The sequence below is a fragment of the Providencia sp. PROV261 genome, assembly GCF_028477945.1.
Taxonomy (GTDB): Bacteria; Pseudomonadota; Gammaproteobacteria; order Enterobacterales; family Enterobacteriaceae; genus Providencia; species Providencia stuartii.
The window spans coordinates 23,654-50,122 of record NZ_JAMPMC010000023.1 but is presented as its reverse complement, the minus strand read 5'-3'; the positions used below and the strand labels follow the sequence as shown (position 1 = coordinate 50,122).

At 41.2% G+C, this 26,469-nt stretch carries 21 protein-coding genes; 9 read left to right on the top strand and 12 right to left on the bottom strand.

All coding sequences use genetic code 11. The features are described from left to right. Positions 1-80 precede the first annotated feature (80 nt). The 6 genes from PR675_RS13500 to soxR all read right to left on the bottom strand — a co-directional run bounded on the left by PR675_RS13500 (position 81) and on the right by soxR (position 7,295). Entirely contained in the window at positions 81-350 is a 270-nt protein-coding gene (locus PR675_RS13500) for a helix-turn-helix domain-containing protein (protein ID WP_004926025.1), read from the bottom strand. A gap of 1,035 nt (positions 351-1,385) precedes the next feature. Further along, complete coding sequence (locus PR675_RS13495) at positions 1,386-2,060, bottom strand: hypothetical protein (RefSeq protein ID WP_060560908.1); 675 nt, start codon at positions 2,058-2,060, stop codon at positions 1,386-1,388. Positions 2,061-2,125: 65 nt separating this feature from the next. Beyond that, positions 2,126-3,772, bottom strand: a complete 1,647-nt coding sequence (locus PR675_RS13490) for a Na+/H+ antiporter (protein ID WP_004926020.1) — start codon at positions 3,770-3,772, stop codon at positions 2,126-2,128. 382 nt (positions 3,773-4,154) lie between these two features. Further along, positions 4,155-5,462 (bottom strand): MFS transporter family glucose-6-phosphate receptor UhpC, encoded by a 1,308-nt coding sequence (gene uhpC / locus PR675_RS13485; protein WP_036942056.1) that lies wholly within the window; start codon positions 5,460-5,462, stop codon positions 4,155-4,157. A gap of 36 nt (positions 5,463-5,498) precedes the next feature. Beyond that, positions 5,499-6,290: an inositol monophosphatase family protein gene (locus tag PR675_RS13480; protein WP_004926017.1), complete on the bottom strand. Its 792-nt coding sequence runs from the start codon at positions 6,288-6,290 to the stop codon at positions 5,499-5,501. Between the two features lie 507 nt (positions 6,291-6,797). Beyond that, entirely contained in the window at positions 6,798-7,295 is a 498-nt protein-coding gene (gene soxR, locus PR675_RS13475; protein WP_004926014.1) for a redox-sensitive transcriptional activator SoxR, read from the bottom strand. A 159-nt stretch (positions 7,296-7,454) separates the two neighbouring features. Between soxR and PR675_RS13470 the strand changes: the two genes are divergently transcribed. The 4 genes from PR675_RS13470 to PR675_RS13455 are packed head-to-tail and all read left to right on the top strand — an operon-like array spanning position 7,455 to position 12,293. Further along, positions 7,455-7,883, top strand: coding sequence for a DoxX family protein (locus PR675_RS13470; RefSeq protein WP_004926011.1), 429 nt, complete (start codon positions 7,455-7,457; stop codon positions 7,881-7,883). Positions 7,884-7,895: 12 nt separating this feature from the next. Further along, on the top strand, positions 7,896-9,005 hold the full coding sequence (locus tag PR675_RS13465) for an efflux RND transporter periplasmic adaptor subunit (RefSeq protein ID WP_004926007.1): 1,110 nt from the start codon (positions 7,896-7,898) through the stop codon (positions 9,003-9,005). A gap of 10 nt (positions 9,006-9,015) precedes the next feature. Further along, positions 9,016-12,120, top strand: a complete 3,105-nt coding sequence (locus tag PR675_RS13460; protein WP_004926005.1) for a MexW/MexI family multidrug efflux RND transporter permease subunit — start codon at positions 9,016-9,018, stop codon at positions 12,118-12,120. After that, on the top strand, positions 12,117-12,293 hold the full coding sequence (locus PR675_RS13455; RefSeq protein WP_004926002.1) for a hypothetical protein: 177 nt from the start codon (positions 12,117-12,119) through the stop codon (positions 12,291-12,293). Before PR675_RS13460 ends, PR675_RS13455 begins: the two co-directional genes overlap by 4 nt. Before the next feature lie 56 nt (positions 12,294-12,349). On the opposite strand, the gene arnT is transcribed toward PR675_RS13455, so the two are convergent. The 4 genes from arnT to dcuC form a co-directional block, all read right to left on the bottom strand. Further along, a complete protein-coding gene (gene arnT, locus PR675_RS13450) occupies positions 12,350-13,999 on the bottom strand; it encodes a lipid IV(A) 4-amino-4-deoxy-L-arabinosyltransferase (RefSeq protein ID WP_060560907.1) in 1,650 nt (549 codons plus the stop codon). A gap of 480 nt (positions 14,000-14,479) precedes the next feature. Further along, positions 14,480-15,754, bottom strand: coding sequence for a bifunctional O-acetylhomoserine aminocarboxypropyltransferase/cysteine synthase (locus tag PR675_RS13445; protein WP_004925996.1), 1,275 nt, complete (start codon positions 15,752-15,754; stop codon positions 14,480-14,482). 608 nt (positions 15,755-16,362) lie between these two features. Beyond that, a complete protein-coding gene (locus tag PR675_RS13440) occupies positions 16,363-17,610 on the bottom strand; it encodes an aromatic amino acid transport family protein (protein WP_004925994.1) in 1,248 nt (415 codons plus the stop codon). 298 nt (positions 17,611-17,908) lie between these two features. Beyond that, a complete protein-coding gene (dcuC, locus tag PR675_RS13435; RefSeq protein WP_004925992.1) occupies positions 17,909-19,267 on the bottom strand; it encodes an anaerobic C4-dicarboxylate transporter DcuC in 1,359 nt (452 codons plus the stop codon). Between the two features lie 764 nt (positions 19,268-20,031). On the opposite strand from dcuC, the gene PR675_RS13430 reads away from it, so the two are divergent. Beyond that, a complete protein-coding gene (locus tag PR675_RS13430; RefSeq protein ID WP_036942061.1) occupies positions 20,032-20,331 on the top strand; it encodes a PAAR domain-containing protein in 300 nt (99 codons plus the stop codon). A 20-nt stretch (positions 20,332-20,351) separates the two neighbouring features. Here PR675_RS13430 and PR675_RS13425 read toward each other — a convergent pair whose 3' ends face one another. Both PR675_RS13425 and PR675_RS13420 read right to left on the bottom strand, forming a co-directional pair. After that, positions 20,352-20,807, bottom strand: a complete 456-nt coding sequence (locus PR675_RS13425; RefSeq protein ID WP_014656910.1) for a regulatory protein RecX — start codon at positions 20,805-20,807, stop codon at positions 20,352-20,354. An 81-nt stretch (positions 20,808-20,888) separates the two neighbouring features. Then, positions 20,889-22,349 carry a DUF4026 domain-containing protein gene (locus PR675_RS13420; RefSeq protein ID WP_004925984.1) on the bottom strand — a complete coding sequence of 487 codons (1,461 nt, stop codon included), beginning with the start codon at positions 22,347-22,349 and terminating at the stop codon, positions 20,889-20,891. 236 nt (positions 22,350-22,585) lie between these two features. Here PR675_RS13420 and PR675_RS13415 point away from each other — a divergent pair, with 236 nt between their 5' ends. From PR675_RS13415 to PR675_RS13400, 4 genes are all read left to right on the top strand, one after another. After that, positions 22,586-22,768, top strand: coding sequence for a hypothetical protein (locus PR675_RS13415; protein WP_004925981.1), 183 nt, complete (start codon positions 22,586-22,588; stop codon positions 22,766-22,768). 216 nt (positions 22,769-22,984) lie between these two features. Further along, positions 22,985-23,986 carry a hypothetical protein gene (locus PR675_RS13410; RefSeq protein ID WP_014656912.1) on the top strand — a complete coding sequence of 334 codons (1,002 nt, stop codon included), beginning with the start codon at positions 22,985-22,987 and terminating at the stop codon, positions 23,984-23,986. After that, positions 23,986-25,137, top strand: coding sequence for a BamA/TamA family outer membrane protein (locus tag PR675_RS13405; protein WP_272582763.1), 1,152 nt, complete (start codon positions 23,986-23,988; stop codon positions 25,135-25,137). Before PR675_RS13410 ends, PR675_RS13405 begins: the two co-directional genes overlap by 1 nt. Then, entirely contained in the window at positions 25,137-26,282 is a 1,146-nt protein-coding gene (locus PR675_RS13400) for a DUF4056 domain-containing protein (protein ID WP_014656914.1), read from the top strand. The genes PR675_RS13405 and PR675_RS13400 overlap by 1 nt, the downstream gene beginning before the upstream one ends. The last annotated feature ends 187 nt before the right edge of the window (positions 26,283-26,469 follow it).

Sequence of the window (26,469 nt, the reverse complement as noted above, 5' to 3'; positions counted from 1 at the left end):
GATCAAACCGCTTTAGTCTCCTTGCATACGCAATGGCGCTTCGCGTATAAACTACCGTCGTTAAATTCTGCTACTGGAGGCTATCTGTAGAGTTTTAATTCCGCTATTTCAGCCGAATAATTTGCCATCACTTTGAAAAAAAAGTCTGACCAATCCATATCTAATCCTTTTAATAAAACATCTAATGTTTCAATGCTGATACTTGTTTCTCCTCGTTCGTAACGGGAAATTTGTTGTTGGCTAATATGCAACATTTTTCCAAGTTGAAGACCAGTTAAAGATTTACCTCTTCTCGCTGCTCTTAAAAAATCACCAATATCTTGTCTTAATAAAATTCTATTTTTGCTCATATTAAAAAACCAATCGTCAGATATTTAAGTTTCATAATAAAGTCACTATTTTTAAATAGCCTTCTCTTATTACTAATAATTAAATTAGCAAATGGATTCACTGATAATAAATAAAAATATAATTTTATTAAAATATAGATTTATCAATTAAATGTGTAAATACGTTTATATCGATCAAACACCCAATTATCAATAGCCAAATCCTATCAAAAATAAGCAAATCGATCGTTTATCACGATGGAATAATAATATAAAATCATTATTATCAAATAGTTAAAAAATACACTTCAATATTGAATAATGTTTTTTGCAATTAATTTTCTTGCTATTTAAATAAAAACAGTGAAAATAAACAGATAAAAATACACTTATCTAAAGTAATTATTTAAATCAAAACTATAGGATATAAAACAGTATATTAAAGCTAAGAAAAGTAATAATCCCACTCAAGAAAACTAAATAAAAAACACTTACAACATAAGAAATTGAAATTACACCATTATAGAGTAAAGCCAGGATGGAAAAATATTAAATAAAAATAGAATAATTAAAATAAAACTATCGTTGATTTAAAATACACCATTATTATTAAGATATATTTTTATATAGAAACTAATTATTTAATTATATTTTAACCATGGCATTATCCATTTTATATCAAATAATTTTTAATAAAGAACCATAGTATGACTATGCTCTATTTAAACTTTTATTTTACTACTGAAAACCAAAACCAATCATAATCTGACTGATATTAACTGTTGCGCTTTTCTATTTTAAGCATATAACATGAATTTCAATTTAAGCACGCCCCATTTATCGAAGAAATTCCATAATGTTATTCCACCATGTTCACTTCACTCCGTATGACCATTCATGGGCTTCCTTCTTTAATACAACAAAAAAACCCGCTTTATCTGGCGGGCGATGAGTGCAACTTATTCCTACCACTCAGAGATGGTACAAGCTGCAACGTTTAGCATATCTAGCCGATACCAACTAACCGCTTAAATAGAGTCTATGAAACGACGAGTGCTATATGTCAAAAAAAGAAAATGGAGCCGAGAAAGCGGCACTAAAAGAAGCGCCAATAAAATCAAAACCAAACTGTAAGGCATTAACGCTTAAGCAAGCTGTATCCCACACGGTCCACCCTTCTTCATCTTTATTCATCTCATTTTGCAACGTCAACAGAAGTTGTAAGTTAATGGGGAGTACGCCGAGTTTTTTATCTGCGCCTTTATTGGAAATGTCATCAACTAACACCGCGGCCCAACCATATGGGCTATTTTGCTCACCATAGTTCTTATGACCAACCCACTGACCAAAAATATCTACTCGAAACCCTTTTTGCTCATTATCCGCGGAGTGTTTTACTGCCATTTGCCATAATTGGTTAATCCGCTCAGCACTGATACTTTCTATTGGTAGCATTTTTAAACGATATTTCGGCTCAGAAGGCTGACCTAACTTGTCAACGACCTTCCAATGCACGGGGGTATAATCATTAAGCTGATTGGTACCTTGGTTGTGCTCTATTTTTATTGGAAACCAACCATATTCACTTTTCCGATTGCCATATTCATGACGACAGATCCAGTTTCCCTGTTTATCCTTGCGGAAGCCTTTTCCTTCATTATCACGGGAAATAAATAACGCTTTTTTCCATAGTTCATCTAATTCTTGATCTGAAAATTGCTTATTTTCCATGCCTTATTTCCTCCTATTGGACATTAAAAAAACGGCTAGAATCGAAACTCTAGCCGCTATTTTAATTAGTGTTTTTTGCTTTTATGATGATTGAGCGTTTCTTCTTTAAGATCTAATTCATCACGTAAGCGATGATATACGCGCTCACTGATATTCTTACCTTTACGCATGAGATACAAGGCATCGCGTTTCGCTTGTAAAGCTGAGCGAGACATTTCTCGTTCCATATCAATCATTTTGTGTAGGTCATAGACATCAGACTCAGTTTCATCAGTATTATCTAAGCGTCTGCCATAGATTTCCAATAATTGAGAGCCTACTTCGGTGCGCATTGCAATTTCATCAACATCTTCTGAAGGATGGTTCATCAATTCACGTAAATGTGCCATTGCAGCCTCATTGAGAGCCATACGAGCACGGATCTCATCATTATCATACGGTAAATCCTGTACCAACCCTTTCGTCAAAATAGGCAATGCAACGCTAGCGATTAACAATGAACACAAAATCACCCCCATTGCCAAGAAGATAGCCACATCACGATTTGGGAATAGGCTATTATCCGGCATTAGCAGTGGTAATGTTAGGATACCCGCCAAAGTAATCGCACCACGAACCCCCGCCGTTGCCATTACCGCCATCATGCGAATGTGTAAAACATCCGCTTCTTTACCACGACGACGGTTGTTAAATACGGTTAAGGTCATTGAGATCCAAACCCAAGCAAAGCGTAAAATCGCTAATGCGACGGTGATAACAATCACATACACAAATAGCATCCAAGGGTGGCTTGCTCCCGCCGCTTCAGCGACTTGCGGCATGTTATTCCACATACCTGGTAATTGTTCCCCTAATAAGATAAAGATCATCCCATTAAGTGCCGTTTGCACCGTATCCCATACCGCTTTACTTTGCATACGAGTTGCCGCCTGCATGCGCCCTGCAATTTTTTCATAGTGCATAGCGATACCCGCAACCACTGCGGCTAGGATCCCAGAGACATGAAGATGTTCAGCCAATAAGTAAGCACTAAATGGCATCAATAGGCTGATCATGATTTGGATTGCCGGCTCTTCACCGGTACGTTTCACCAAAAATTGGTTTAACCAGCCAATAACCCAAGCCACTAATAAACCAATTAAGATCCCGCCAAACGCGACAAGGGCAAATTCTCCTGTTGCGGATGTTAAAGAGAAGGTACCTGTTAATGCTGCCGCTACAGCGAATTTAAAACACACCAAGCCTGTCGCATCATTGAGCAGAGATTCACCTTCAAGAATATGTGCCATACGTGAAGGGAGTGGTGAATTGACTGTCATTGCAGAAACAGACACGGGGTCGGTTGGTGACAAAATTGCCGCCAGCGCAAAAGCAACGGCTAATGAAATTGCAGGGATCAACCAATGAATAAAGAAGCCCATCCCAACCACTGTCACCACCACAAGACCTATCGCCAATGACATAATTGGCTTAATCTCTTGGAATAACGCTTCCTTAGGAATACGCCAGCCATCCAAGAACAGTAATGGAGGAATAAACAAAAACAAGAAGAGATGCGGTTCAAATTCAACCACAAAACCAAAAGCTGACAACGCTGCACCTAGCGCTATCTGAATAATAGGTAAAGGAATAATATCCTTAAGTAGCCGAGAGACAAATACGCTCACAATAACGGCCAATAAAAAAACTAACACAAGGGTCACAACTGACATGGATTTGCTCCAGTATTAAGCTAAGCAGAAGTTATCAGTAGTGAAGTAAATAGATAAATTGAATCAATGTAAAGTATCTATTTACTAGAAAATAAAAAAACAGAATTTTCAGAAAACTATCAGTACAATCATTCTGTTACAGAATATTACAAACTTTATCGAGCCGAGCTTAATAAAATCCTATTATGATGATAATTAAATAGTTATAACGATTATTCGTGATAAATTATCAATAACTCGTTGGTTTTATCTGTTTTGCTATTTTTCTTATACCATCTTGTGTTCACTTACATCTGTCGTAATCGCCTAAGGCTATATTTAAGTCATATAAAAGGGTACTGACGTGATGAACGCCAATACCCTTTACTCTGCTATCGTTGATCTATTTCTTTTTCACTAATAAAGGCAATAACAGTACTGCCGATAAAAGCGTCGCAATTATCATTGTTATAAAGAAGCCATTCCAACCCGCTGTTTCAATGACTTTCGCAAGTGGATAACCTGATAAGGCGGCACCTAAATAACCAAACAAACCAACAAACCCTGTTGCGGCACCTGCTGAATCTTTATGAGAAGCTTCGGCAGCAGCCATACCAATTAACATTTGTGGACCAAAGATAAAAAAGCCTACAAAAAAGAAGCAGACAGATATCAACATGTATCCCATTTCAGGGAATAGCCATAAAAAGGCAGCGACTACGCCAATTCCGACCATAAAGATAATATTCATTGGTGTCCGGTTTCCTTTAAAAAAGAAGTCGGACCCCCAACCTGCCACTAATGTACCTATAAACCCACCCACTTCTAAGAATGATAATGCTGAGTTAGCTTTAATTAAATCATAGCCATACTCTTCAACTAGATATAAATTAGTCCAATCATTCAATCCGATACGTACTATATAAACAAGGATGTAAGATACGGCTAATAGCCAAACATATTTATTGGTAAAGATATATTGAACTAATATCGGCCAAAGTTTTAATTTACGGCTAGACGCTTCTTGTTGTAATTCAAGCTCATCATTACGCCAATGTCCTACTGTCGGTAATCCCATCGTAGAAGGCTTATCCCTTAAACGTAAACAGACGAATAGCCCAACAATAATCGCGATAATACCGGGTATATACATACCATAACGCCAGCCATAATGAACCGCTAATCCTCCTGCTAAAAGTGGGATTATCGCTCCACCAACATTATGAGATGTATTACAAATCGACCACCATAGACCTCGTTCATTGCGTGAATACCATGAAGTTAATGATTTAGAACATGGTGGCCATCCCCAGCCTTGGAAAAAAGCATTTAACACCCAGAAGAAGGTAAATAACCACAAACTTGAGCTCATCCCAAAAAAAATGTTGATAAACCCTGTTATGATTAATCCAACTCCCATAAAAAAACGGGGATTAGAGGCATCGCTCATTATGCCAGAAGCAAAACGAGAAAAGCCATAAACTAAATAAAAAGCAGTCGTTAATATACCAACATCAGCAATACTAATCCCCAAGTCTTTAATCATTTCAGGCATCACATAATTAAAGCTTTTACGGGTAAAATAATAGGTTGCATATCCGGCATATAGGGCGATCATAATATGAATACGCCAATAACGATACAGCCTATCTATTTCCTGTTTATCAGTGATGGGGGGTTGGTCGGGTAACGTTTTTATCCATCGGAACATAACATTCTCCTCAATAACCATTATTTTTATTGTTAGCTATAAAAACTGGTGTAATACATCTAATGCTTGTTGATGAAGTTCTGTTGTTCCTGCCGCAACCACTGTTTTTCCTGAATGCATAGTCAACGGCTTTCCTTCCCAATCGGTAATTTTCCCACCAGCTCCCTCAATAACAGGAACTAATGCACAATAATCCACTTCCCGCATACCACCACTATCAATACTTAAATCAATACGCCCTGTTGCAAGGCATGCATAGGAGTAGCAAGCCGCGCCATAGACCCGCCACTTTGTTTTTGGAATAATCTGTTCATAACCTGCACGATGTTCAGGTAAAACAGGCTCTGTATTACTGGAAGACATGAGAGCTAACTCTAGCTGAGTGCAATTGCGCGTTTGAATTGGGCGACCATTTAAAGTGGAAGGATGACCTTTAACCCCTACCCAACGCTCAGATACGGCAGGGTGCTCGATAATACCAATAACAGGTACTCCGTGGTGACAAAGTGAAATTAATGTTCCATAGATCGGAATACCTGCAATAAATTGGCGTGTACCATCAATCGGGTCGATAACCCACGTAAATTCTGACTCACCAAGCTGGAAGCCATATTCTTCACCTAAAATATTATGTTCGGGATGAAACGTTTGAATAATTTGTCTTATTTCCCGTTCAACATACTGATCAATTTCAGTTACTGGGCTTTCATCATCCTTAGTATCGAAATAAATATGTTCATAAAGTTTATTTTTTCTATGTTCAGTGAGAATATAACGTGCCCTGTCAGCCGCAACATGTGCAGCTTGTAAAAAAATACGATAATCCATAGTGACCTCTCTTTATGTTTATAATTTCTATAACCATCGTCTTTAATGATTAGATAACTAGCTGTTTTTTTTATTTATTTTTATATTTATCAACGAATGCCTATCGAGCGAAAAACTTACCCTTACTGCTATTCATGTTGCACAACACAATAACCTAACCAATGGCTATGTGAATTTTTTGTTGCATTTATGTTTCAATTTATAGACTGAGGGATTTTAAGAAGATGGTCTTGATGAGTTTCAATAGAAATGGTGCGTAATTCGGCATAACAGCCGAAATTTCGTTTATAAAAAGAGAGGTAAGCAAATGACAGGAGATAAACGAGTCTTTAGGTAACTCACTTAATCAAATATTTTTACTGTTTCGTCTTTCACCCACACGATGCAAAAGAGTGACAAACTCAATATTATTTAGTGCTATTTTTCAGTGACTCTTTCCCTGACCCGCAAAGCGGGTTGACTGGTCAAGTCGATAACATTTCACTTCACCAGTCATCACGCCACTTGTTATGGACGTTCTAAAATTCGAGCCCCCGGTCCTTTACGCCCTAAAATATCATCAGGGTTACGCAGTGGACATTCACTCAGAGATAAACAGCCACAACCAATACAATGGTCTAACTCATTACGTAAGCGAGTCAGTTGCCGGATCCGCCTATCCAACGAGGTTTTCCACTCCGTCGACATCTCTTTCCACTGCTCTGAAGTCAGTTTACTGTTGGCCGGAAACTTACCTAACGCATCTTGGATCTCTTTTAAAGGTATCCCTGTGCTCTGTGCCACTTTGATAATCGCAATATAACGTAATACCACCGACGGAAAACGTCGTTGGTTGCCTTGTGTTCTCGTACTTTGGATCAATCCTTTTGACTCGTAAAAATGCACGGTAGAAACGGGAACGCCAGAGCGTTTAGCAACCTCTCCGACAGTCAATGCCCTTGTGAAATCAATCTTATGTTCACCGTCTCCACGCCTTTTTGTCGTTTTCGTGTTTTTCTCAGCCATTTTTGACTACCTGCTCTTGACCTCAACTTAACTTAAGGTTTTATAGTTCTAGCCACTGAATTTGTCAATTCAGATTATTCCATTCTATTTTCTGCATGAGGTGGTGACAGCGCTTATTTTGTGACATGCAGGCTAACTTGATTTTAAAGGGGATAGGCTATGCCATCGGTAATTGCCAAAATTTTAGAAAGTAACACATTATGGATTATCGCTCGCTTGCTGATATTAATTCTGTTTATTTCATCTGGCTTAGCAAAGGTTTTTGACTATGAAAATAGCCTAGCAGAAATGCGCGCAGCAGGTTTACATCCAGACTGGTTCTTCAACATCGCCTCTGCATTTGTGCTGCTAGTAGGCTCGCTATTAGTACTCTTTAACCGCCTACTTTGGCTTGGAACTGGCGCACTCGCCGTATTTTTATTCCTGACCATCGTGATTGTTCATACTTTTTGGAGCTATACCGGTGAAGAAGCCAAACTCGCGATGTTTTGGGCTATTGAGCACACCTCTGTCATTGGGGGATTAATGGCTGTCGCCATCGCAGGTCATTTCCGTGATCTTTATTTCGCTGTTAAGGCACAGAAATAGTAGGTATTTATAATGAATAAAAAAACAATTGTCACGCTGTGCTCACTGCTGATTGTTGCTGGTGGTGGCGCAGCGATTTACACCTCCTACGCCCAAGACGGAAAAGACGAACAGGCGGCTTACCAATATCCACCAGTGAAAGTCGCATTAGCACCAGTGACTCAAGACAATGCACCACGCACTTTTTATGGTGTCGGTGAATTAGAGGCTGGCAGCCAAGTCTTTGTTGCGGCGGAAACCAGTGGCCGCATTACCAAAATCAATTTTGAATCGGGTCAACAAGTGAAAAAAGGCCAGCTTCTGGTTCAACTCAACGATGCCGTTGAACAAGCTGACTTAGCTCGCTATCAGGCTCAGTTGCGCAATGCGGCACGTTTGTACGACAGAACCCGTACCTTGGCTGCTAAACATCTCGTTGCAGAAGCACAGGTCGATAGCACTCGTGCGGAACGTGATATCGCGCAAGGTTTGATCCGGCAAACACAAGCGTTGATTGCACAAAAAGCGATCCGTGCTCCATTTGACGGCACTATCGGTATTCGTCAGGTTCACGAGGGTCAATACCTCAGCCCCGGCGAAGCCATTGCAAGCCTCGTCGATACCAAAACATTAAAACTTAATTTTTCCCTTGATGAGCAAGCTGCGCCAGAGTTACATGTTGGCCAAATTGTTGATATTCATGTCGATGCTTATCCAGGTAAAACCTTCCCTGCACGTATCAGTGCCATCGACCCATTAGTGGGTAAATCGCGTACCATCCAATTACAAGCCACGCTTGAAAATAGTGACGGTGAGTTAAAGGCGGGTATGTATGCCAATGTGAATGTCGTACGCCAAGCAAACAGTGAGGTACTAACAATACCTGAAACGGCAGTGACTTATACGGCCTATGGTGACACAGTTTTCATCGCTGAAGGCAGCGGCGAAAAAATGACGGCAAAACAAGTCTCTGTGAAAACAGGCCAACGCTGGGATGGCAAAATCGAAATTGAGCAAGGGCTAAAATTGGGTGACAAAGTGATCACCTCAGGGCAATTACGTCTTAACAATGGCTCCGCCATCACCCCTGTCGCACAAGATACATTAGCAGAATCACCGGTTAAGACCGCTCAGGATTCATAAGGAAGGCGCAATGAAATTTACTGATGTTTTTGTGCGCCGACCCGTTTTGGCGCTGGTTGTGAGTTCATTGATTGTATTGATAGGGTTGTTTGCATTAAGTAAATTGCCTATTCGCCAGTATCCACAATTGGAAAGTTCTACCATTACTATCACTACACAATACCCCGGCGCATCCGCTAAGTTGATGCAGGGCTTTGTGACTCAGCCTATTGCGCAAGCTGTCTCTTCTGTCGAAGGGGTCGATTACTTATCCTCTTCCTCTGTACAGGGCAGTAGCTTAGTGACCGTACGAATGGAGCTTAACCGTGATTCAACGCAAGCACTTGCACAAGTCATGGCGAAAGTTAATCAGGTTCGCTACAAGCTTCCAAAAGAAGCTTATGACCCAGTTATAGAGCTGTCTTCCGGTGAATCTACCGCTGTTGCATATATCGGTTTTTCCAGTACAACCCTTTCTATTCCGGCACTGACGGACTATTTATCTCGGGTTGTTGAGCCGATGTACTCCTCCATCGAAGGTGTAGCAAAAGTACAAGTGTTTGGTGGTCAACAGTTAGCCATGCGTTTATGGTTAGATGCCGATAAACTTGCGGGTCGAGGATTATCTGCCGCAGATGTTGCGCAAGCGGTTCGCCAAAATAACTACCAAGCGGCGCCCGGTAAAGTGAAAGGCGAGTATGTGATTTCTAACGTCTATGTGAATACAGATCTGACTAACGTCTCTGAATTCCAAGACTTAGTCATACGCAACGATGGTAATGGGTTAGTTCGTTTACGTGATGTTGGTACTATAGAGCTAGGTGCCGCAGCCACTGAAACCAGTGGTTTGATGAATGGAGAGCCTGCAATTTATTTAGGCCTATTTGCAACCCCAACCGGGAACCCGTTGGTGATTGTCGATGGTATGAATAAATTGATGCCTGATATCATTAAAACGTTACCACCGAACGTTAAAGTAGAGATGGCATTTGAAACTTCTCGCTTTATCAAAGCCTCAATCGATCAGGTATTCCATACGTTGGTTGAAGCATTATTGATTGTTATTGCTGTTATTTATTTATGCTTAGGCTCTATTCGCAGCGTTATTATTCCTATATTGGCGATCCCATTGTCAATGTTAGGGGCCGCCGCACTAATGATGGCGTTTGGCTTTAGTATCAACCTATTAACGTTACTTGCCATGGTGCTTGCCATCGGATTGGTGGTGGATGATGCCATTGTTGTCGTGGAAAACGTCCATCGTCATATTGAGGAAGGTAAATCGCCAGTTCTCGCTGCACTGATAGGCGCTCGTGAAGTGGCAGGGCCTGTGATTGCCATGACCATCACATTAGCAGCGGTGTATGCACCGATTGGCTTGATGTCTGGTCTAACAGGGGCGTTGTTTAAAGAGTTTGCCTTGACGCTCGCAGGCTCCGTGATTGTTTCAGGTATTGTGGCCTTAACTTTATCACCTGTGATGAGTTCGTTTATGTTGAACTCAAAACAGAATGAAGGCCGCATGGCACATATGGCGGAAAAGTTCTTCGCTTTCCTCGCTCATTACTATACCAAAGGGCTGAATTTCTCACTGAGGCATCGTTGGATCACCGGCATTATCGCGGTATTTGTCTTCATCAGCTTACCTCTCCTGTACCAATCAGCCCCCCGTGAACTCGCGCCGGTTGAGGACCAGTCTGCCGTATTGACGGCAATTAAGTCACCCCAACACGCTAACTTAGAGTATGTAGAGCGCTTTTCTCATAAACTGCATGATGTGATGATGGAATTGCCTGAGACGGAAAGTACTTGGATCATCAATGGCACAGACGGTATCTCATCAAGCTTTGGGGGAACTAACCTCACCTCATGGGAGAAACGAGATCGCCCTGCTTCTGCCATTCAATCAGACTTACAAGCTAAAGTAGGTGACGTTGAAGGTAACAGTATCTTTGTCTTCCAGTTACCGGCTCTACCTGGCTCTACAGGCGGTTTGCCAGTACAAATGGTGCTGCGTAGCCCACAAGGTTACCCCGTTTTGTATAAAACCATGGAAGAGATCAAGCAACAAGCTCGCGAAAGTGGATTGTTTATGGTCGTAGACAGTGATCTTGACTACAACAACCCTGTGGTTGAAGTCAAAATTAACCGCTCCAAAGCCAATAGTCTTGGTATCAGCATGCAAGATATCGGTGAATCACTCACATTATTGGTTGGTGAAAACTATATTAACCGCTTTGGTATGGACGGACGTTCATATGATGTGATCCCTCAAAGTGTACGCAGCCAACGATTAACACCCGATGCGCTTGCTCGTCACTATGTCAAAGCACAAGATGGCACAATGATCCCGCTATCAACAGTTGTTGAGATCAATACGCAAATTGAACCGAACAAGTTAACTCAGTTCAATCAGCAAAATGCGGCGATTTTCCAAGCTATCCCTGCACCGGGCGTCACATTAGGACAAGCCGTTTCTTACTTAGAGAGTATTGCTAGTGCACTACCCGCAGGTTTCAGCCATGACTGGCAATCTGATTCGCGCCAATATAAGCAAGAAGGCAATACCCTCGCCTTTGCGTTTATGGCGGCGCTCATCATCATTTATCTGGTTCTTGCTGCACAGTATGAAAGCTTAGTCGACCCACTGATTATTTTAATCACCGTACCGTTGTCAATTTGTGGGGCATTAATTCCTCTCGCCTTGGGATATGCCACCCTCAATATTTATACCCAGATTGGCTTGGTGACGCTCATTGGCCTCATCAGTAAACACGGTATTTTGATGGTGGAGTTTGCTAACGAATTACAAGCTCACGAGGGCCTCGACAAGCGCCAAGCTATTTTGAAAGCCGCTCAAATTCGTTTACGCCCCATTTTGATGACAACTGCCGCGATGGTGATTGGCTTAGTTCCCCTGTTATTTGCGACAGGTGCAGGCGCAAACAGCCGTTTCGGTCTGGGTTTAGTGATTGTCACAGGTATGTTAGTTGGAACCCTGTTCACACTGTTCGTTTTACCAACCATTTACTCATTGCTTGCACGTAATCACAGTGCAACCGCATTAACACCAAGGCGTTATGAGCTTGCCGAAGCGAACCGCCTGCTAAAAGAAGATGAGGAGAAAGCGTCATGAACCACAGCATAACGAATCGTCATTCGAAAAATAGTCGAGGTATCAGTGGCAACGAAATGAGTACGATGAACAATAGCTTTGCTATGCTAATGATTTATCATGGGCTAACAAGTAGCGAAGCTAAATCCTCGCATGAAAAAGAGGTACCAACCTTCTATAAGGCCACGAGATAGCCTAAATACATAATCAGCCGCATAGTCACTATGCGGCTTTTTTGTTGAGCATGCGATTATTTTCGGCCCTCATAGAGGACTAAAACTAAATTCCCCTCTCGAATAATAATCGGTTTCCCCGGTAACGAATTTAATATCCTATCTTGCGTGCCTTCAACAACGACCGCAACATCCTGATAATTATGTTGCTCTAACAAGGTAGGTAACTGATCTAACCGATAGAAGCGGTTTGCTGCATCTGGGTATTTCAACCCATAACTCAGTTCACCACTTTGGTGGAGCATCGTAATATCACTACGCTTTAAAACCCATGCGAGTGCCGTACCTAACCCCACATTATTCGTCAATAAATAGGTTTTATTCGATAGCTGAGGGCGATATTTTTCGATGAGCTTTTGTGGCGTATTATTGCTGGCGATATGATTTGGGATCACATACCCCACACTGAGGCTCAATACCAAAGTACATGCCGCTGCCCACGCCCAAAAACGTCTGCGATATGAAATGATGCCAATCACGCCCCAAAATAAAAATGCGCTTGCTGCAAGTAACCGCTTATTATCTTCATCTGCCGCATAAATATCGAGTTGCCCAAAGTAAGGTAAAAAGAAGATTGCCGCTGCCGTAAATAAGCCAATACAAATATTGATAATGGCATTCAGGCGGATGACGCCAGTCTGTTGTTGTTGCTGTATCTTATCAATATACGCGGCCATTAAGATCGCAACGGGGGCAATACAAGGCAAAATATAGGTCAGTAACTTCCCTTTCGTAATACTAAAAAAGATGAAAGGAACTAAGAACCACAGCAAGAAATAGAGATGTAGCCCTTTTTGGCGAACACTGTTTATCAGTGAAGCAAAAAAATAGCCCAGCCAAGGTAATACTGCTGCAAGCATTATTGGAATATAAAACCAGAAAGGTGAACGGTTTTGGGCGTTCTCTGACATAAAGCGCTGCACATGTTCCACCCAAAAGAAATAACGCCAATAATCTGGCTCGCGACTAGCAATCATGATGGCCCAAGGCAAGCAGACAATAAACATGCTGCACAAAGCCACAAAGGCAAAGCAGAAAACTTCCTTAAACTGTTTATAGTAAATTGACGTTAAAAAAATCACTAAGCCTGGGATGACTAAAACCAAAAAGCCTTTTGTCATCAGCCCCAATCCACCTGCGATACCTAATAAGATAAAGGCGGTTAGCTTTTGTGAAAAAACCTGTGTTGTTAGCCCCCACTGATAAAAGAAAATCGCCATTGTGATAAACGCGGTCAATATCGGGTCAAGGATATTGTATGTTCCCATCGCGAGTATCATGAGCATTGAGAGGTAAATCAGTGTGGCATTAAATGCAAGATCGGCTTTTTGCCATGCCCTTTTTGCACTGAGATAAACAAACAATGCACTGATTAAGGTACTAAAAACAACACCAAGCCTAACGGAAACGTTGTTCTCACCAAACAGCATTTGAAAAAATGCGTTTACCCAATACCCAAAAATGGGCTTTTCAAAATAACGAATATTGAGAAGTTCAGGTACGCTCCAGTTATAACTTAGAATCAATTCTCGACTTATTTCAGCATAACGTAACTCATCAGGTTGCCAAAGAAGCCGCCCCGGAAGAGGAATAAAATAAGTGAGTAATACAAACCCAAATAGCAGGCACCACTTAAGGTAGGCAACCTTATTATTTGCCATAATCATGTTTCTCAACCATTCTTTCTATAAATGTTTAATAATAATTAGATATAAACCTGAATATTATTGTTCACCTTAAAGTGACATAACATCGGGCTATTATTTAGCTTTAATCAGGTTAATCACACTATTATCATCAGTGTGAGTAAACCTCATATAAACAAATAAAAAATTAATTTGCCGTTCTTAAACAATCAATAAATGAATATAAAATAAAGTGTTAACGCACATTTCAAGCTTTTCGGTAATGTAAGACTGGAGTGGTTTAAAATAGTTCAACGTTAAAACATTATTCCATAAAATATTTAAGACATAATCATTCGTTTAATTACTCTCTTAATTCGATAACATCAATTAACGATGACAAATACCCATCAATGGAGTAATAGACTTAAATAAAATAAAGCGATACAAAAAAGCGATTATCGATAAATATTGTATTATCAATAATCGCACATATTAAGTAGCTTGATTCAGTAGATGGCTTTATTGCGCAGCATGCAGCGCTTGTTCAAGATCCGCCAAAATATCATCAATATGTTCAATACCAATAGAAAGGCGGATCATGTCACGTGAAACCCCCGCTTTCGCTAATTCAGCATCGTTAAGCTGGCGGTGAGTTGTTGAAGCTGGATGGCACGCCAATGATTTAGCATCACCAATATTGACCAGCCTGACGATTAATTTTAAAGCATCAATAAAACGCGCCCCAGCGTCCTGCCCACCTTTAATACCGAACGACATAATACTGGCAGGCTTGCCATTCATATATTTTTGCGCCAACGCATGCTCAGGGTGGCTAGGCAGCCCCGCGTATTTCACCCAAGCCACTTGAGGGTGTTTTTCCAAAAACTGTGCGACTTTCAACGCATTCTCTGTATGGCGCTCCATACGTAAAGCCAACGTTTCTAGCCCTTGTAAAATCAAAAAGGCATTAAATGGAGAAAGCGCGGCACCCGTTCCGCGTAATGGTGCTACGCGGCAGCGAGCAATAAAAGCTGCCGCACCAAAATGCTCAGTATAGCTAACTCCATGGTATGCAATATCTGGCTCAATCAATAACGAAAAACGATCTGCATGCTCAGTCCAAGGGAACTTACCTGAGTCTACGACCATTCCGCCAATAGAAGTGCCATGACCGCCAATATATTTAGTCAAGGAATGCACGACAATATCAGCACCATGTTCAAATGGACGGCATAAATAAGGTGTTGCCACCGTGTTATCCACAATTAGAGGCACACCATGGCGATGAGCCACTTCCGCTAATGCCGCAATATCGACAATAAACCCAGCAGGGTTAGTGATAGATTCGCAAAATACGGCTTTGGTTTTATCATCAATCAGAGCTTCCAAAGCGGCTAAATCATCATGTTCTGCAAAACGCGTTTCGATACCAAAACGAGGTAGTGCATGCGCCATTAAGTTATAAGTACCACCGTACAATTTGGCAACCGAAACAATATTATCGCCCGCTTGTGCGATAGTTTGGATAGCATACGTAATTGCCGCCATCCCAGATGCTACAGCCAGCCCAGCAATCCCGCCTTCTAAGGCGGCAACGCGTTGCTCTAAAACATCATTGGTAGGGTTCATAATACGGGTATAAATATTTCCTGCGACTTTCAAGTCAAACAGATCTGCGCCATGTTGTGTATCATCAAAAGCGTAAGACGTTGTTTGATAGATAGGGACAGCAACCGCTTTGGTGGTTGGATCGGGTGAGTAGCCGGCATGAATCGATAATGTTTCTAATTTCATTTGTTATCCTTATTATGCCGCAGTAAACAATATGACCTGATATAGCATATCTGTATTTACTACGTATCTGTTATATCAATAGATATTATCTAATTGTATTAAGCAGACAACCCATCTCAATGTGAAATTATTTCACATAGCTGAATATCCTATTGATTAACAAGGGCGAAGGAGTAACGCCGTGTCATTCGTGATTTATTAAGTGCTTAATCATAACTTTAAAATATAAAAAGCCTCTTTTAATTTGTTAAAACAGCCGCGACCTAGCAATCACAAAGATTAAAAAAGAAATCAAAAAGGCCCCTAATGGAGAACGCGAAAAGCTTAGCGTTTACTAGATGGAAGTGTGAATATCCTATTATTTTTCACCGAAATGCAGAAGGCACACATTCGACAGAATATCTGAAAAAAAAGTGAACGCTTTGGCAATTTAAATATCGCTATAGCGCATTTTGATGTAGAGGGAACGCTGTCGATATGGTGAGTAAGAATACGAGACGCATCTTTGCGTAGTGATCGCTCCTCTATCTGAAGGCCCGTTTACGGGCCTAAATATCAGAGCGTTATGTACCTATTAGGGTGAGCCCCCTCATACAGGAGGGGAGTTGTTAGAGTAATTGTTGCAATAGACCATAAAGGACGGAAGTGATAGCCGCTAAACCACAAATAATGGTGAAGATCTGCGCAACAATTGATGTGCTGAATTTTTTCATCGCCGGCACAATACGCATCGCAACGACTGGCAGAATAAACAAAATAGCAGCTATCATTGGCGCACCCAGCGTCTCAATCATATAGATAATATTTGGGTTTTTGATAGCGACAATCCATGTTGTGAGAACAATAAACAGCATGGATACCGTTTGAATTTTTCTCACTGAGAAAGAAGTACGAGATTTAATTAACCCAACTAAGCCTTCATGTGCCCCTAAGAAGTGTCCAAAGTAACTTGATACGATAGCGGTAAAAGAAACAATCGGCCCGAGGTAAGAGATAATCGACGATGAGTCAATATTCGCCATATGAGATAACACACTAATGTTTTTGTCATTTGCGGTTTTAAGCTCAGCAGGACTTAATGACAAGACCACCGAAAAAACAAAAAACATCACAAATCCAGTGAGCATCAATGCTGCGCCGCCTGTGATCATATCCGTTTTAATGACCGCATTATCACCGAATTGCTGACGCTGATCTTTTGTAAACTGGCTGATAATCGGGCTATGGTTGAATGAGAACACGATAAGCGGGATCGCCATCCAGATAACGACTGGCATTGCGGCCCAATCGGGGCTCACTTCTAGCATAGAGGTATTCCATCTAGGGATAAAGTAGATGGACAAAGCTAACAAAATGAAAACTAAAGGATAAACCATCACGGAAGTCAGGCGTAACATCAAGTCACGCCCAAACAACACACCCGCCGTCATCGCACCAATTAATATCCCAGACAGTAGCCAACGTGGCATCTGCTCCATGTGTAACTGGTGAACTAAAAAGGAGTCAACCGTGTTAGTGATACCCACACCGTAAATCAGTACGATTGGGTAAATAGCGAAAAAGTAGGCAAACGTGATAATGTTCGCCCCCGTTTTACCAAAATGCTCTTCTACCGTATCCGTAATATCTGAATTGGGATTTTTCGCGGATAAAACAAAACGAGCCAATCCTTTATGTGCTAACCAAATCATTGGCGTCGCAATCAATGCAAGTATTACCAGCGGCCAAAAACCGCCACTTCCTGCTTTAATCGGTAGAAATAACACACCCGCACCAACCGCGGTGCCGAATAAAGATAAGACCCATGTAAAATCTTTATAAGTCCATTTGTTAACTGGTTTGTCTGTCGTCTTCATAGCATTATCATTAATTGTTCATATAAAAAAGATGTGCGGATTTTGCATCAATTACTATTGAGTACCTAGCTTATTTTCCGGCTTTTGTTTGTCTTTTTGGTGCAGATCTCAAAAAAGGCGCTTAATAGGGAAAAATGGGGGAGAATAAAAAATAAAAAACCTTATTTTATTTAAAGAAACACACTAAAAATTAACAAATTTTCGATTACTAGCGTGATTAACTATCCGCCTTCAAATAAAAAAGCGGCTGAAAAAAGATCGCTTCAGCCGCTTTTCCAATCACAACACTAAAAAGTGATCAGCGATATACTGGAACCAAAATTTCCGTTGCAATAATCACCACCAAAAGGCCCACTAATACAGGAACGGAGGTTCTTTTGACCACTTCAAATGGTGATATTTTTGCCATACCGGATACCGCGACGACAACGCCAGAAACGGGTGATAATGTTCGTCCTAGGTTAGAAGCCTGCAACATAGGAATCACTAAATAGGCTGGATTCACTCCCATCTGTTTTGCTAAATGAGGAATAAGTTCAACAAAGGCATAGAAAGGCGCATTCCCTGAGCCTGTTGTCATCGCCGCTAACATGGTGATAATGACCAGTACAATCATCATCACTATTGCACCAGAGCCGAAGGATTGCGCTAAACCAATTAGCCCCTTGATAAAGCCGACACTACTTAAGCCTTGTGCAAAGACCCCAGCGGCCACCAACAGCATCACCACACTGGCAAATGCATCAGCCATACCTTTATAACAGGCATCTAACCCCGAATAGACCTGTTTGGCATTGAAACTACGTAAAAATTCAATAACTGCCGCCAAAATAATACAAGCAACAATAATTGTGATGATGTGTAATTCAGGCGCCCACTTACCATCAAAGATCAGCACGCCAATAATCGGGGTGAACGGTAAGATGGCATAAAAAGTCGGAGCATGAGTTTTAATTTCACTCACATCCAACATTTCTGTGTTGACCTGCTCTTTTTTATCGAGGAAACGCTGCCAGAAGAAGTGAGCGATAGACATGGCTACGATCGCAATAATTGAAATGGGTAACGTCGTTTTAAAAGCAAAATCAATGAGCGGCATTTCGGCAGCTTCTGCCGCTAAAATCACATCGCCAGAAGTTGGCGCTAAAATAATGGCCGCTGGTGAAGCACAGATAGCGGCTGCGGCGCCACGACTAATCCCCACATTTACCATGACAGGGAACAAGGTCGCCATTAATAATACCCCTAGCCCCGTCGCCGAAGAAACGGCCAATGACATTAAACAAGCGACAATATAAGCGGCAACCATCAACATATAAGGTGAGTTGATCATCTTTAATGGTTTTGACGCAATTTTGACAACAACATCATTTGCGCCAATGTGGGTCATATAAGAGGCAAACCCACACAACACCATGATCATCATCCCTAAGTTGCCACCACGATCCATCAATAAGTATTTTATATACTCAATAATGTCGGTCGCACGCCATCCCGTAGGTTTTACTGCTTCTGGTAAAATACTTTTCCCCATAAGCACGGTAATGATCAGGAGTAAAATACCGCCTGTCATCAACACACCCGTTGCTGAATAGCCTTTGATAATATAGCGCCCAACGCCTATCGCAACGATGACGCCAATTAACAACTCAATCATATACTTCCCCTGCCTGTTTCATTTTTTATTTGATGGTACTTTGCCCAAGATATGAACGGGATTTACTGACGCGGATCATGTCAATATCAGATAATTATGACAAATAAACACATTAGCAATACATTAAATGGTAAATAATTTTATAAGGATGGAAAAAGAAAGACTAGCCCACTGCCGAGCGGAGAAACCATTATCTCGACACGCCACGTGCAGCGCCGTTTGTACCTCATCAAACAGCACAGAATTTGCTTCACCGTAGACAGCTATTTCCTGATCGCGATGGATAAACCGAGGGGAAAAATTTGCGTTTAAAGGGGACGTACTGGTGTTGATATTGGCAGGGATCAGTCTGTTTCTCACGTATTGGAGCGTGAGCGAGTATCAGAACCTGACCGAGTGAAAACGGTCAGCCAAAAGATATCAGACGCAGAGCCACAATATCGAATTGACCAACTGCACCATGGACGACAAGCGTAAGAGCGCGTTATCAGCACGTTATCTCAGCGTGTCGGGGAATTCGCGACACAGGACAGTCAGTTAGCCATGCAATACAGGGAAATCAGTCAACGGTTAGAAAACGCTAGTTTAGGGTGTCTTAATTAATGGGGAGTGGACAGGTATTACCACAATGAAACAGGATCTCCATTAGAGGCCTATTTTGAGCAAGGGGATTTTGCTTTTGATGTGGGTAAAAATGATCTAGGCACAACCATTTGGCATTTAGTACGTCAAGGAAAACGAAGTGATTAGGCACAAAGAAGAAAATGCGCTGCACCATTGATAACCGTAAAGTGATTCAAAAAGGAGATACCACATCAACGGGCGGTACTGTATTAGAAGGAAGCGATGTTGCTAGTCGGAAAGATATCGATATCGCTACAGAGGGTATGAAAGTCTTTTGTCCGGCGTGTAAAAAAACAGGCACCATCAAGGCCGTAATAATGCCTCCTAGGGTAAAAACTATTCACGTCGTATTGCAAATAGCATTTATCTGGAATTGGAGAAAACCGATTAGCCGCACCAATCTAGTTGTTTTGAGGGGTCGTGTACGCGTAGGCATGTGATTAAAAAATTAAATGATGGGTTATCGAAACTGTTCAAAAATCATATCACCTGAAAAACCTCGATACTGTAAATAACGGACTTGCTTGCTTTTTTCTTTAAAGTCGCGAGGAATTTCATCGCCGAATTTTTTACAACGCACATCCGTCGCAAGCTCAAACCAATCCACATCAAGCTGCTCAAACTGCTGTTCAATTAAAGTCGCAGTAAAACCTTTTTGGCGTAATTCCTGCTTGATCCGTAATGGTCCATAACCTTTACGAATATAACTACGTAACTGTAGCTCTATGACGCGAGTATCATTCAGGAAATGCTGTTCACCTAAACGTTCAATTACCCGCTCAATCAACGGCTCGTCAATAATACCGTCATTTTTTTCATACATACGCCGTTTCATGCGTGCTGATAATTCCGCCGTTCCGTAATCACGGCGAGACAGCATAAATAACGCATATTGATATAATTCAGTTTCATTCATATACGACACTCTGTAATAAAAATGGGTACTCAAAGTACCCATTCTATACGCTAAATTATCCGAGTGCAGCTAAGCAGAGATTTAATGCACTTGAGACCCAGACAGTAATTTATAAATGGTATCCGGAGTATAATTACCGTCTTGGTAATAGATGGTCCAGTCGGTGATATCATCACGAGTCAAAGGATATACTTCCCCTTCCTGCATCGTCTTCACATAGAAAGGATGATTGATCAAGCGCCCCTCAAACTGATCACCGTTCCATGAAACGGGTTCAAACCACATATGCTCATGGCCATCGTAGTCATCTTCCTCGTCACGATAACCGATGCCACATTTCACCAAGAAACGCCATTCGCTCTCTTCTTCGGTGTCTGATTTTCCAAGTAGCTTAGAAAAGAAGCCTTTTTTCTGTACTACAGGTTTCGGACCATAGTTATCCAGCATATGGGTAAAGTATTCCCAACGCAATTTAGCCTTACGAGACATATCCGCCGTTTCTTCGTCGGTACGCATAAACATCATGGCGTTTTGATCTTCAAAACCTTTAAAAAAGCTTTCTAAAACTGGTTCTTCTTGTGTCACTCTAAAGAGCATCACAGACGGATGTTGATGAGACTCATCACGATCCTGCCAATCCCCCATAAAACGATTGGAATCAGCATCGCCAAATTCATAATTCATCTCTTCGAGTGGTTTCAAATTATCAATTGGCGTTGATTGCCCAACATGTTTTAAGCCTTCTTCAAACGGTAGCGCCACTAAATACTCATAACCACTTTCTGTTTGTCCGATAAAAATTGGTTCATTAAACTCAATTTTGCCATGTGTAATGCTGTTATTAACAAAGCTCCAAAATAGCTCTGGAATACCGTAATAGGAAGCAATCGGATGTGGAATAATGATTTCCGCTTCGGATAAGCCACAACGTGCAAGGCCATGCGTGTGGAACCAATACATGGTTGGGCCACGCTCCTCGTTCTCTTGCTCTTCACTTTCGTCATGATCATAAATAGCGTGAACAACATATAAAGAATCGATACTTGGCATTAAGTCATCGATAAGTTGGAAATTTAACCATTCACGAGTAAAGACTTTCCCTGCCGCCGATAAATCAAGCCCCAACAATAAATCAGGGACTAATATTTGAATAAGTTTTAGTTGCTGTAGATAGCTAACCAATGGCTGGTCTCGAAATAGACACTCAACAATCACCGCTTGCGGTGCAGCGCTTGCCTCTGCATACAATTCCGGGCTGATTGGATCGGTTGAAAAATAGGGATTAATGACGTACTCAGGATCACTATCCACTAATGAGACATAAAAACGCAGTTCTTCTTCTCCGCGTTTACATGAAAAGAAAAAATCACTTTCACTTTCAGGTAAATAATCAATTTCACCTTCAGTAAAATAGTCTTGCTCTTCTAAACGTAGCTCTAAGAGAGATAACGTTAATTCAGAGGCAGGGATTGCCACCATCATAGATGCTTCTTTTTCACCTTTACCGGCGGCAATATCGAGGTATTGTTGTTTATTATTCATTATATAAGCCTATAATTTATTTACTCGGCAAAGGATAGCAGCTTAGTCTATCGTTTTATATTGTGAATAATCTTAACGAATTCATATTAAAATGATTATCTGTATATTTGGAAATAGTCATTATTCGACAACAACTTATTCTACTTTTCAATCCGAAGTCACTCAGGCACAATAACCTTAATTCAACTATCCTCTTGGATACTCTCTTTTATGACATTTAAATATGGGCTTTAGATATGGCAGAACTCACCAAAGAGCAAAAACAGTACGTTGATCAGCTCGCGATGGAGCGTGTTTTTGATATGAACAATGATGATGTTTTGATCAATGCATTAGAGCAGAAAGTACACCAAATGGAAGATCATTTAAAAGCCTACTTCCATGAGCGTGTGCATTTTCATCAAAACAAACAGAAATAATCAGACGATCGTCAATAAAAGAAGCTCCCCGCTTCTTTTATTGTTTGTGAGCACTTCCTTCTCAATCTAATAGACTATAAAAAGTAATTGACCAAGCTCAAGTTTTCTTCAAACACAGCATTTAACGCCATCTATTAATTCCCCTATTATGCTAAACTTATCACTCGTCTTTTATAGACTTGTTTTCCCTTGTTTATTTCAATGTTGAGCCTATTTATGACACGCATTCAACTTAGCAAAGCGTTGCTACTCTCTTGTTGTTTTTCTATTCCTGTCAGCTTTGCTGATAGTGATCGCCCACTTTTTTCAATCACCATGAGTGAGTCTGGCGTTCCACAAAATAACAGCGAAGGTGGTATTACGCGCTCATCCTCAAGCGAATCTCGTGTATTACCAATTTGGGGCGATGAAGCACGCGCCCGCGGTTACGATATCCCAGAGCCTTTTGGTGTGAGCTACGGCTATATGAACCTGCGTCAAGATGTTGTCGTGGATAAAATCGGTTTTATTTCTAATTCAAATATGGACTTAGAGAAATTACTCCATATCGAAACTGGGCATACACGTAGTAAAAATGAGTCACATGTCTTAAAGCTTGATGCTTGGGTGTTCCCTTTTATGAATGTGTATGGGCTCTATGGAAAAACAAAAGGAACATCAAAAACAAATCTAAATAACGTAGAAGCCCGAATGAAATTACCTTGGGGCACAGATTGGATTATCCCTATCGGGAAGAATTTACCTTTCGAATTAGAGTATGAAGGGAAAACATACGGCGGTGGTGTCACTTTTGCTGGCGGGTACAACCAATTCTTTACAACCTTAGATGCTAACTATACTAGAACAAATCTAGATATTTTAGACGGCGATATCTCAGCCTTAGTTATTACCCCACGTGTGGGTTATGAGTTTATTTTTGATCCTCTGATTAGCGGTCAAGGAAATACAAAAATTCAAGTTTGGACTGGTGCTATGTACCAAGATATTACCCAACGTTTTAAAGGGGATATCAGTAAGCTTGATCTACCTCCTGACTTAAGCAAATGGATGATATTTGCACCCGGTGACACAAAATTCGATGTTAAACAACATCTTGCCCATAAATGGAATAACATTGTCGGCGCACGCGTTGAACTGACTCGCAATTTTAATGTTCTGACCGAAGTTGGCTTTAATAACCGCAATAGTTTTTATATCTCAGGTGAGTTTCGTTTTTAATGCTGCAGCAACAACACTCTTCTTTATTAAGGCTGACACTGCTCAGCCTTTTTATTGCCCTCCCCACGCAAGCGGAACTGCTACCTGATCGGCAAAAAATTGATGGCTGGTTAAATGATCTTGGTGGTACAAACCATTTCGATGAGAGTAAAACCATTGATTGGGGGTTATTGCTCGGCCCTTTCTACACCCCCGAAATGGGGATTGGTATAGGTACTGCATTAGTGGGGTTATACCGCATTGATAAAAATGATAAAGAGACTCAACCGTCTTCAATAGGTTTAAGTGGCTTTGCCTCTTCTACAGGCGCATTTGGCGTTAACTTTACCAACTATAACTTTATTGACCATGACCAATGGCGGTTATTTGTTTCTGGTACGTTAAACAATATTCCAACCTACTATTGGGGGAAAGGTTACACCGCCGGTAAGAATGACCATAATAAAGAAAAATATCACTCTCAAGAATTTGAAATTACGCCTCGTGCACTCTATCGTCTCACCGACGCTACTTATATTGGGCTCGGCTGGAACTTTTCTTCTATTAATGCTAACGACCCTGATGATGGTGCTAAACATTATTTTCAACAATCAATTGGCGGGCAGTCTGTTATTAATTCAGGCATGAGTGCCTACTTTAGTTATGATACACGCGACTTTTTGCCAAATGCGCATCACGGGCAGGCTTTCGAAGCGGTCTACACTTATTTTTCGCCGAGTTTTGGCAGCGATACACGTTTTCAAAGTACCCAATTACAATACGCCTATTACCACGAGCTCACTGAAAACACAGTCATAGCACTCGATAACTATGCACGATTTACCACGGGTGAAGTACCATGGGATCAGCTGTCATTATTAGGTAACGCCAATCGTATGCGAGGCTACTATGAAGGTCGCTATCGCGATAATAATATTTTTACGACACAATTAGAGTTACGGCATAAACTCGATTGGCGTCATGGTATCGTCGGCTGGGTAGGTACAGGCACGATGAGCAATAAAACGGCTGAATTAGGTGAAGGTCATTGGTTGCCTACCACGGGTATCGGTTATCGTTTTGAATTCAAACCACGTATGAATGTACGGCTCGATTTTGGGGTTGGTCGCAATAGCACTGGTTTTTATTTTCAAGTAGGGGAAGCTTTTTAATGTTACAGCGATTAATCATGCTTATATTCACTTTATTATTAGCAGCATGCCAAAGCACTACCCCCTACAAGCTACCCAACGTTCTTCCTGAGCTGAGTAGTGATACTCACGAATCAGCGACTCAGACATGGCCAGTATTATCCCCTCTAGCACCACCTCAAGGCCTAAGAGCCTGTTGCGCTTTTGGCTATGATCTGCACGCACAACTTTGGGGTATCCCAGTTCCTTTCTATACGATTGATAATATCGTCGAAGCCGATAAGTTAGGTGAACATCATTACAATGATAGCTTTTTCGGGGCCACCGCCGCTTTAATGGGCGTGAGTAAGGAAAAGGTTGGCCTGTTATATAGCGAGAAAGGCGGGTTTATCGATATTTCCCATGTCAGGGACACGGCTGACTATACCCTCTTTTTGTTTAGTCAAATTTACCCAAAACTGGGGGAAGGCTGGACGCTCAAATTAAGTGATGAACTGGCTAGCCGACAAATCGTCTTCCACTCATTTGCGCCCCCGACTTCCGCTCAGGAGCGTTATACACTTAGCGCTTATTTAGCAGCAAAATTGGCATTCCAGCTAGCAGCTTGGCATGAAATTGCCCAATGGTATGGTTACCAATCTGTTCCCGGCTTTTCCGAGGGGATCTCAGCTTTTTCACCAGAAGACCTCTATTCCAACCTACTTGGCGCCCGTTTAGCCATGACATTAATTTTACAGGGGAGAGCGCAATCATTGCCGATGTTCTCTCAATCTCTGGAAAACACCCTGCCTATCGCATTGGAGCAGCTAGGTGCGAATAGTAAATCACAAACTCGGAAGATGTTCGACCGTGTCGATGGCTTATGGTGGAATAGCTACCAACGAGTTCCTGAAAAATTCCTTGTGTTAACCCGTGACTACGATACCTCAGATAATCGTTATCCTTTAATACCTTTGCAAATGATACCCACTGAGCACTTACGTTTAAGTTTGCCTAACGAGTATCGAGGCTATGTTTTACACCAGCTTGCGCAACTTAGGTTATTACCGACAAAAAAGATGGCCCAATTGCCTATTCCGCAAACCTATTGGACCGTCGCTGATTTTCCAGCCTTATCCACCAAAGCGCAAAAACAGGATCAACAGCAGCAGCGATTGTCGTTTTAAAACAACCTAAACAAAAATAGGTGGAGATTGCTCACTTAGGCTAAATTTCCACCGATTTTTCACCCCCTCCTCCGCATTTTCTAGCTCATTTTTTCACCCGAAAACTGCTCATATTAATATCATCACCCTTTGATAAAAACGCAAATTACCAATTTTGTATAAAAAACAGGCTATCGATCGCTTAATA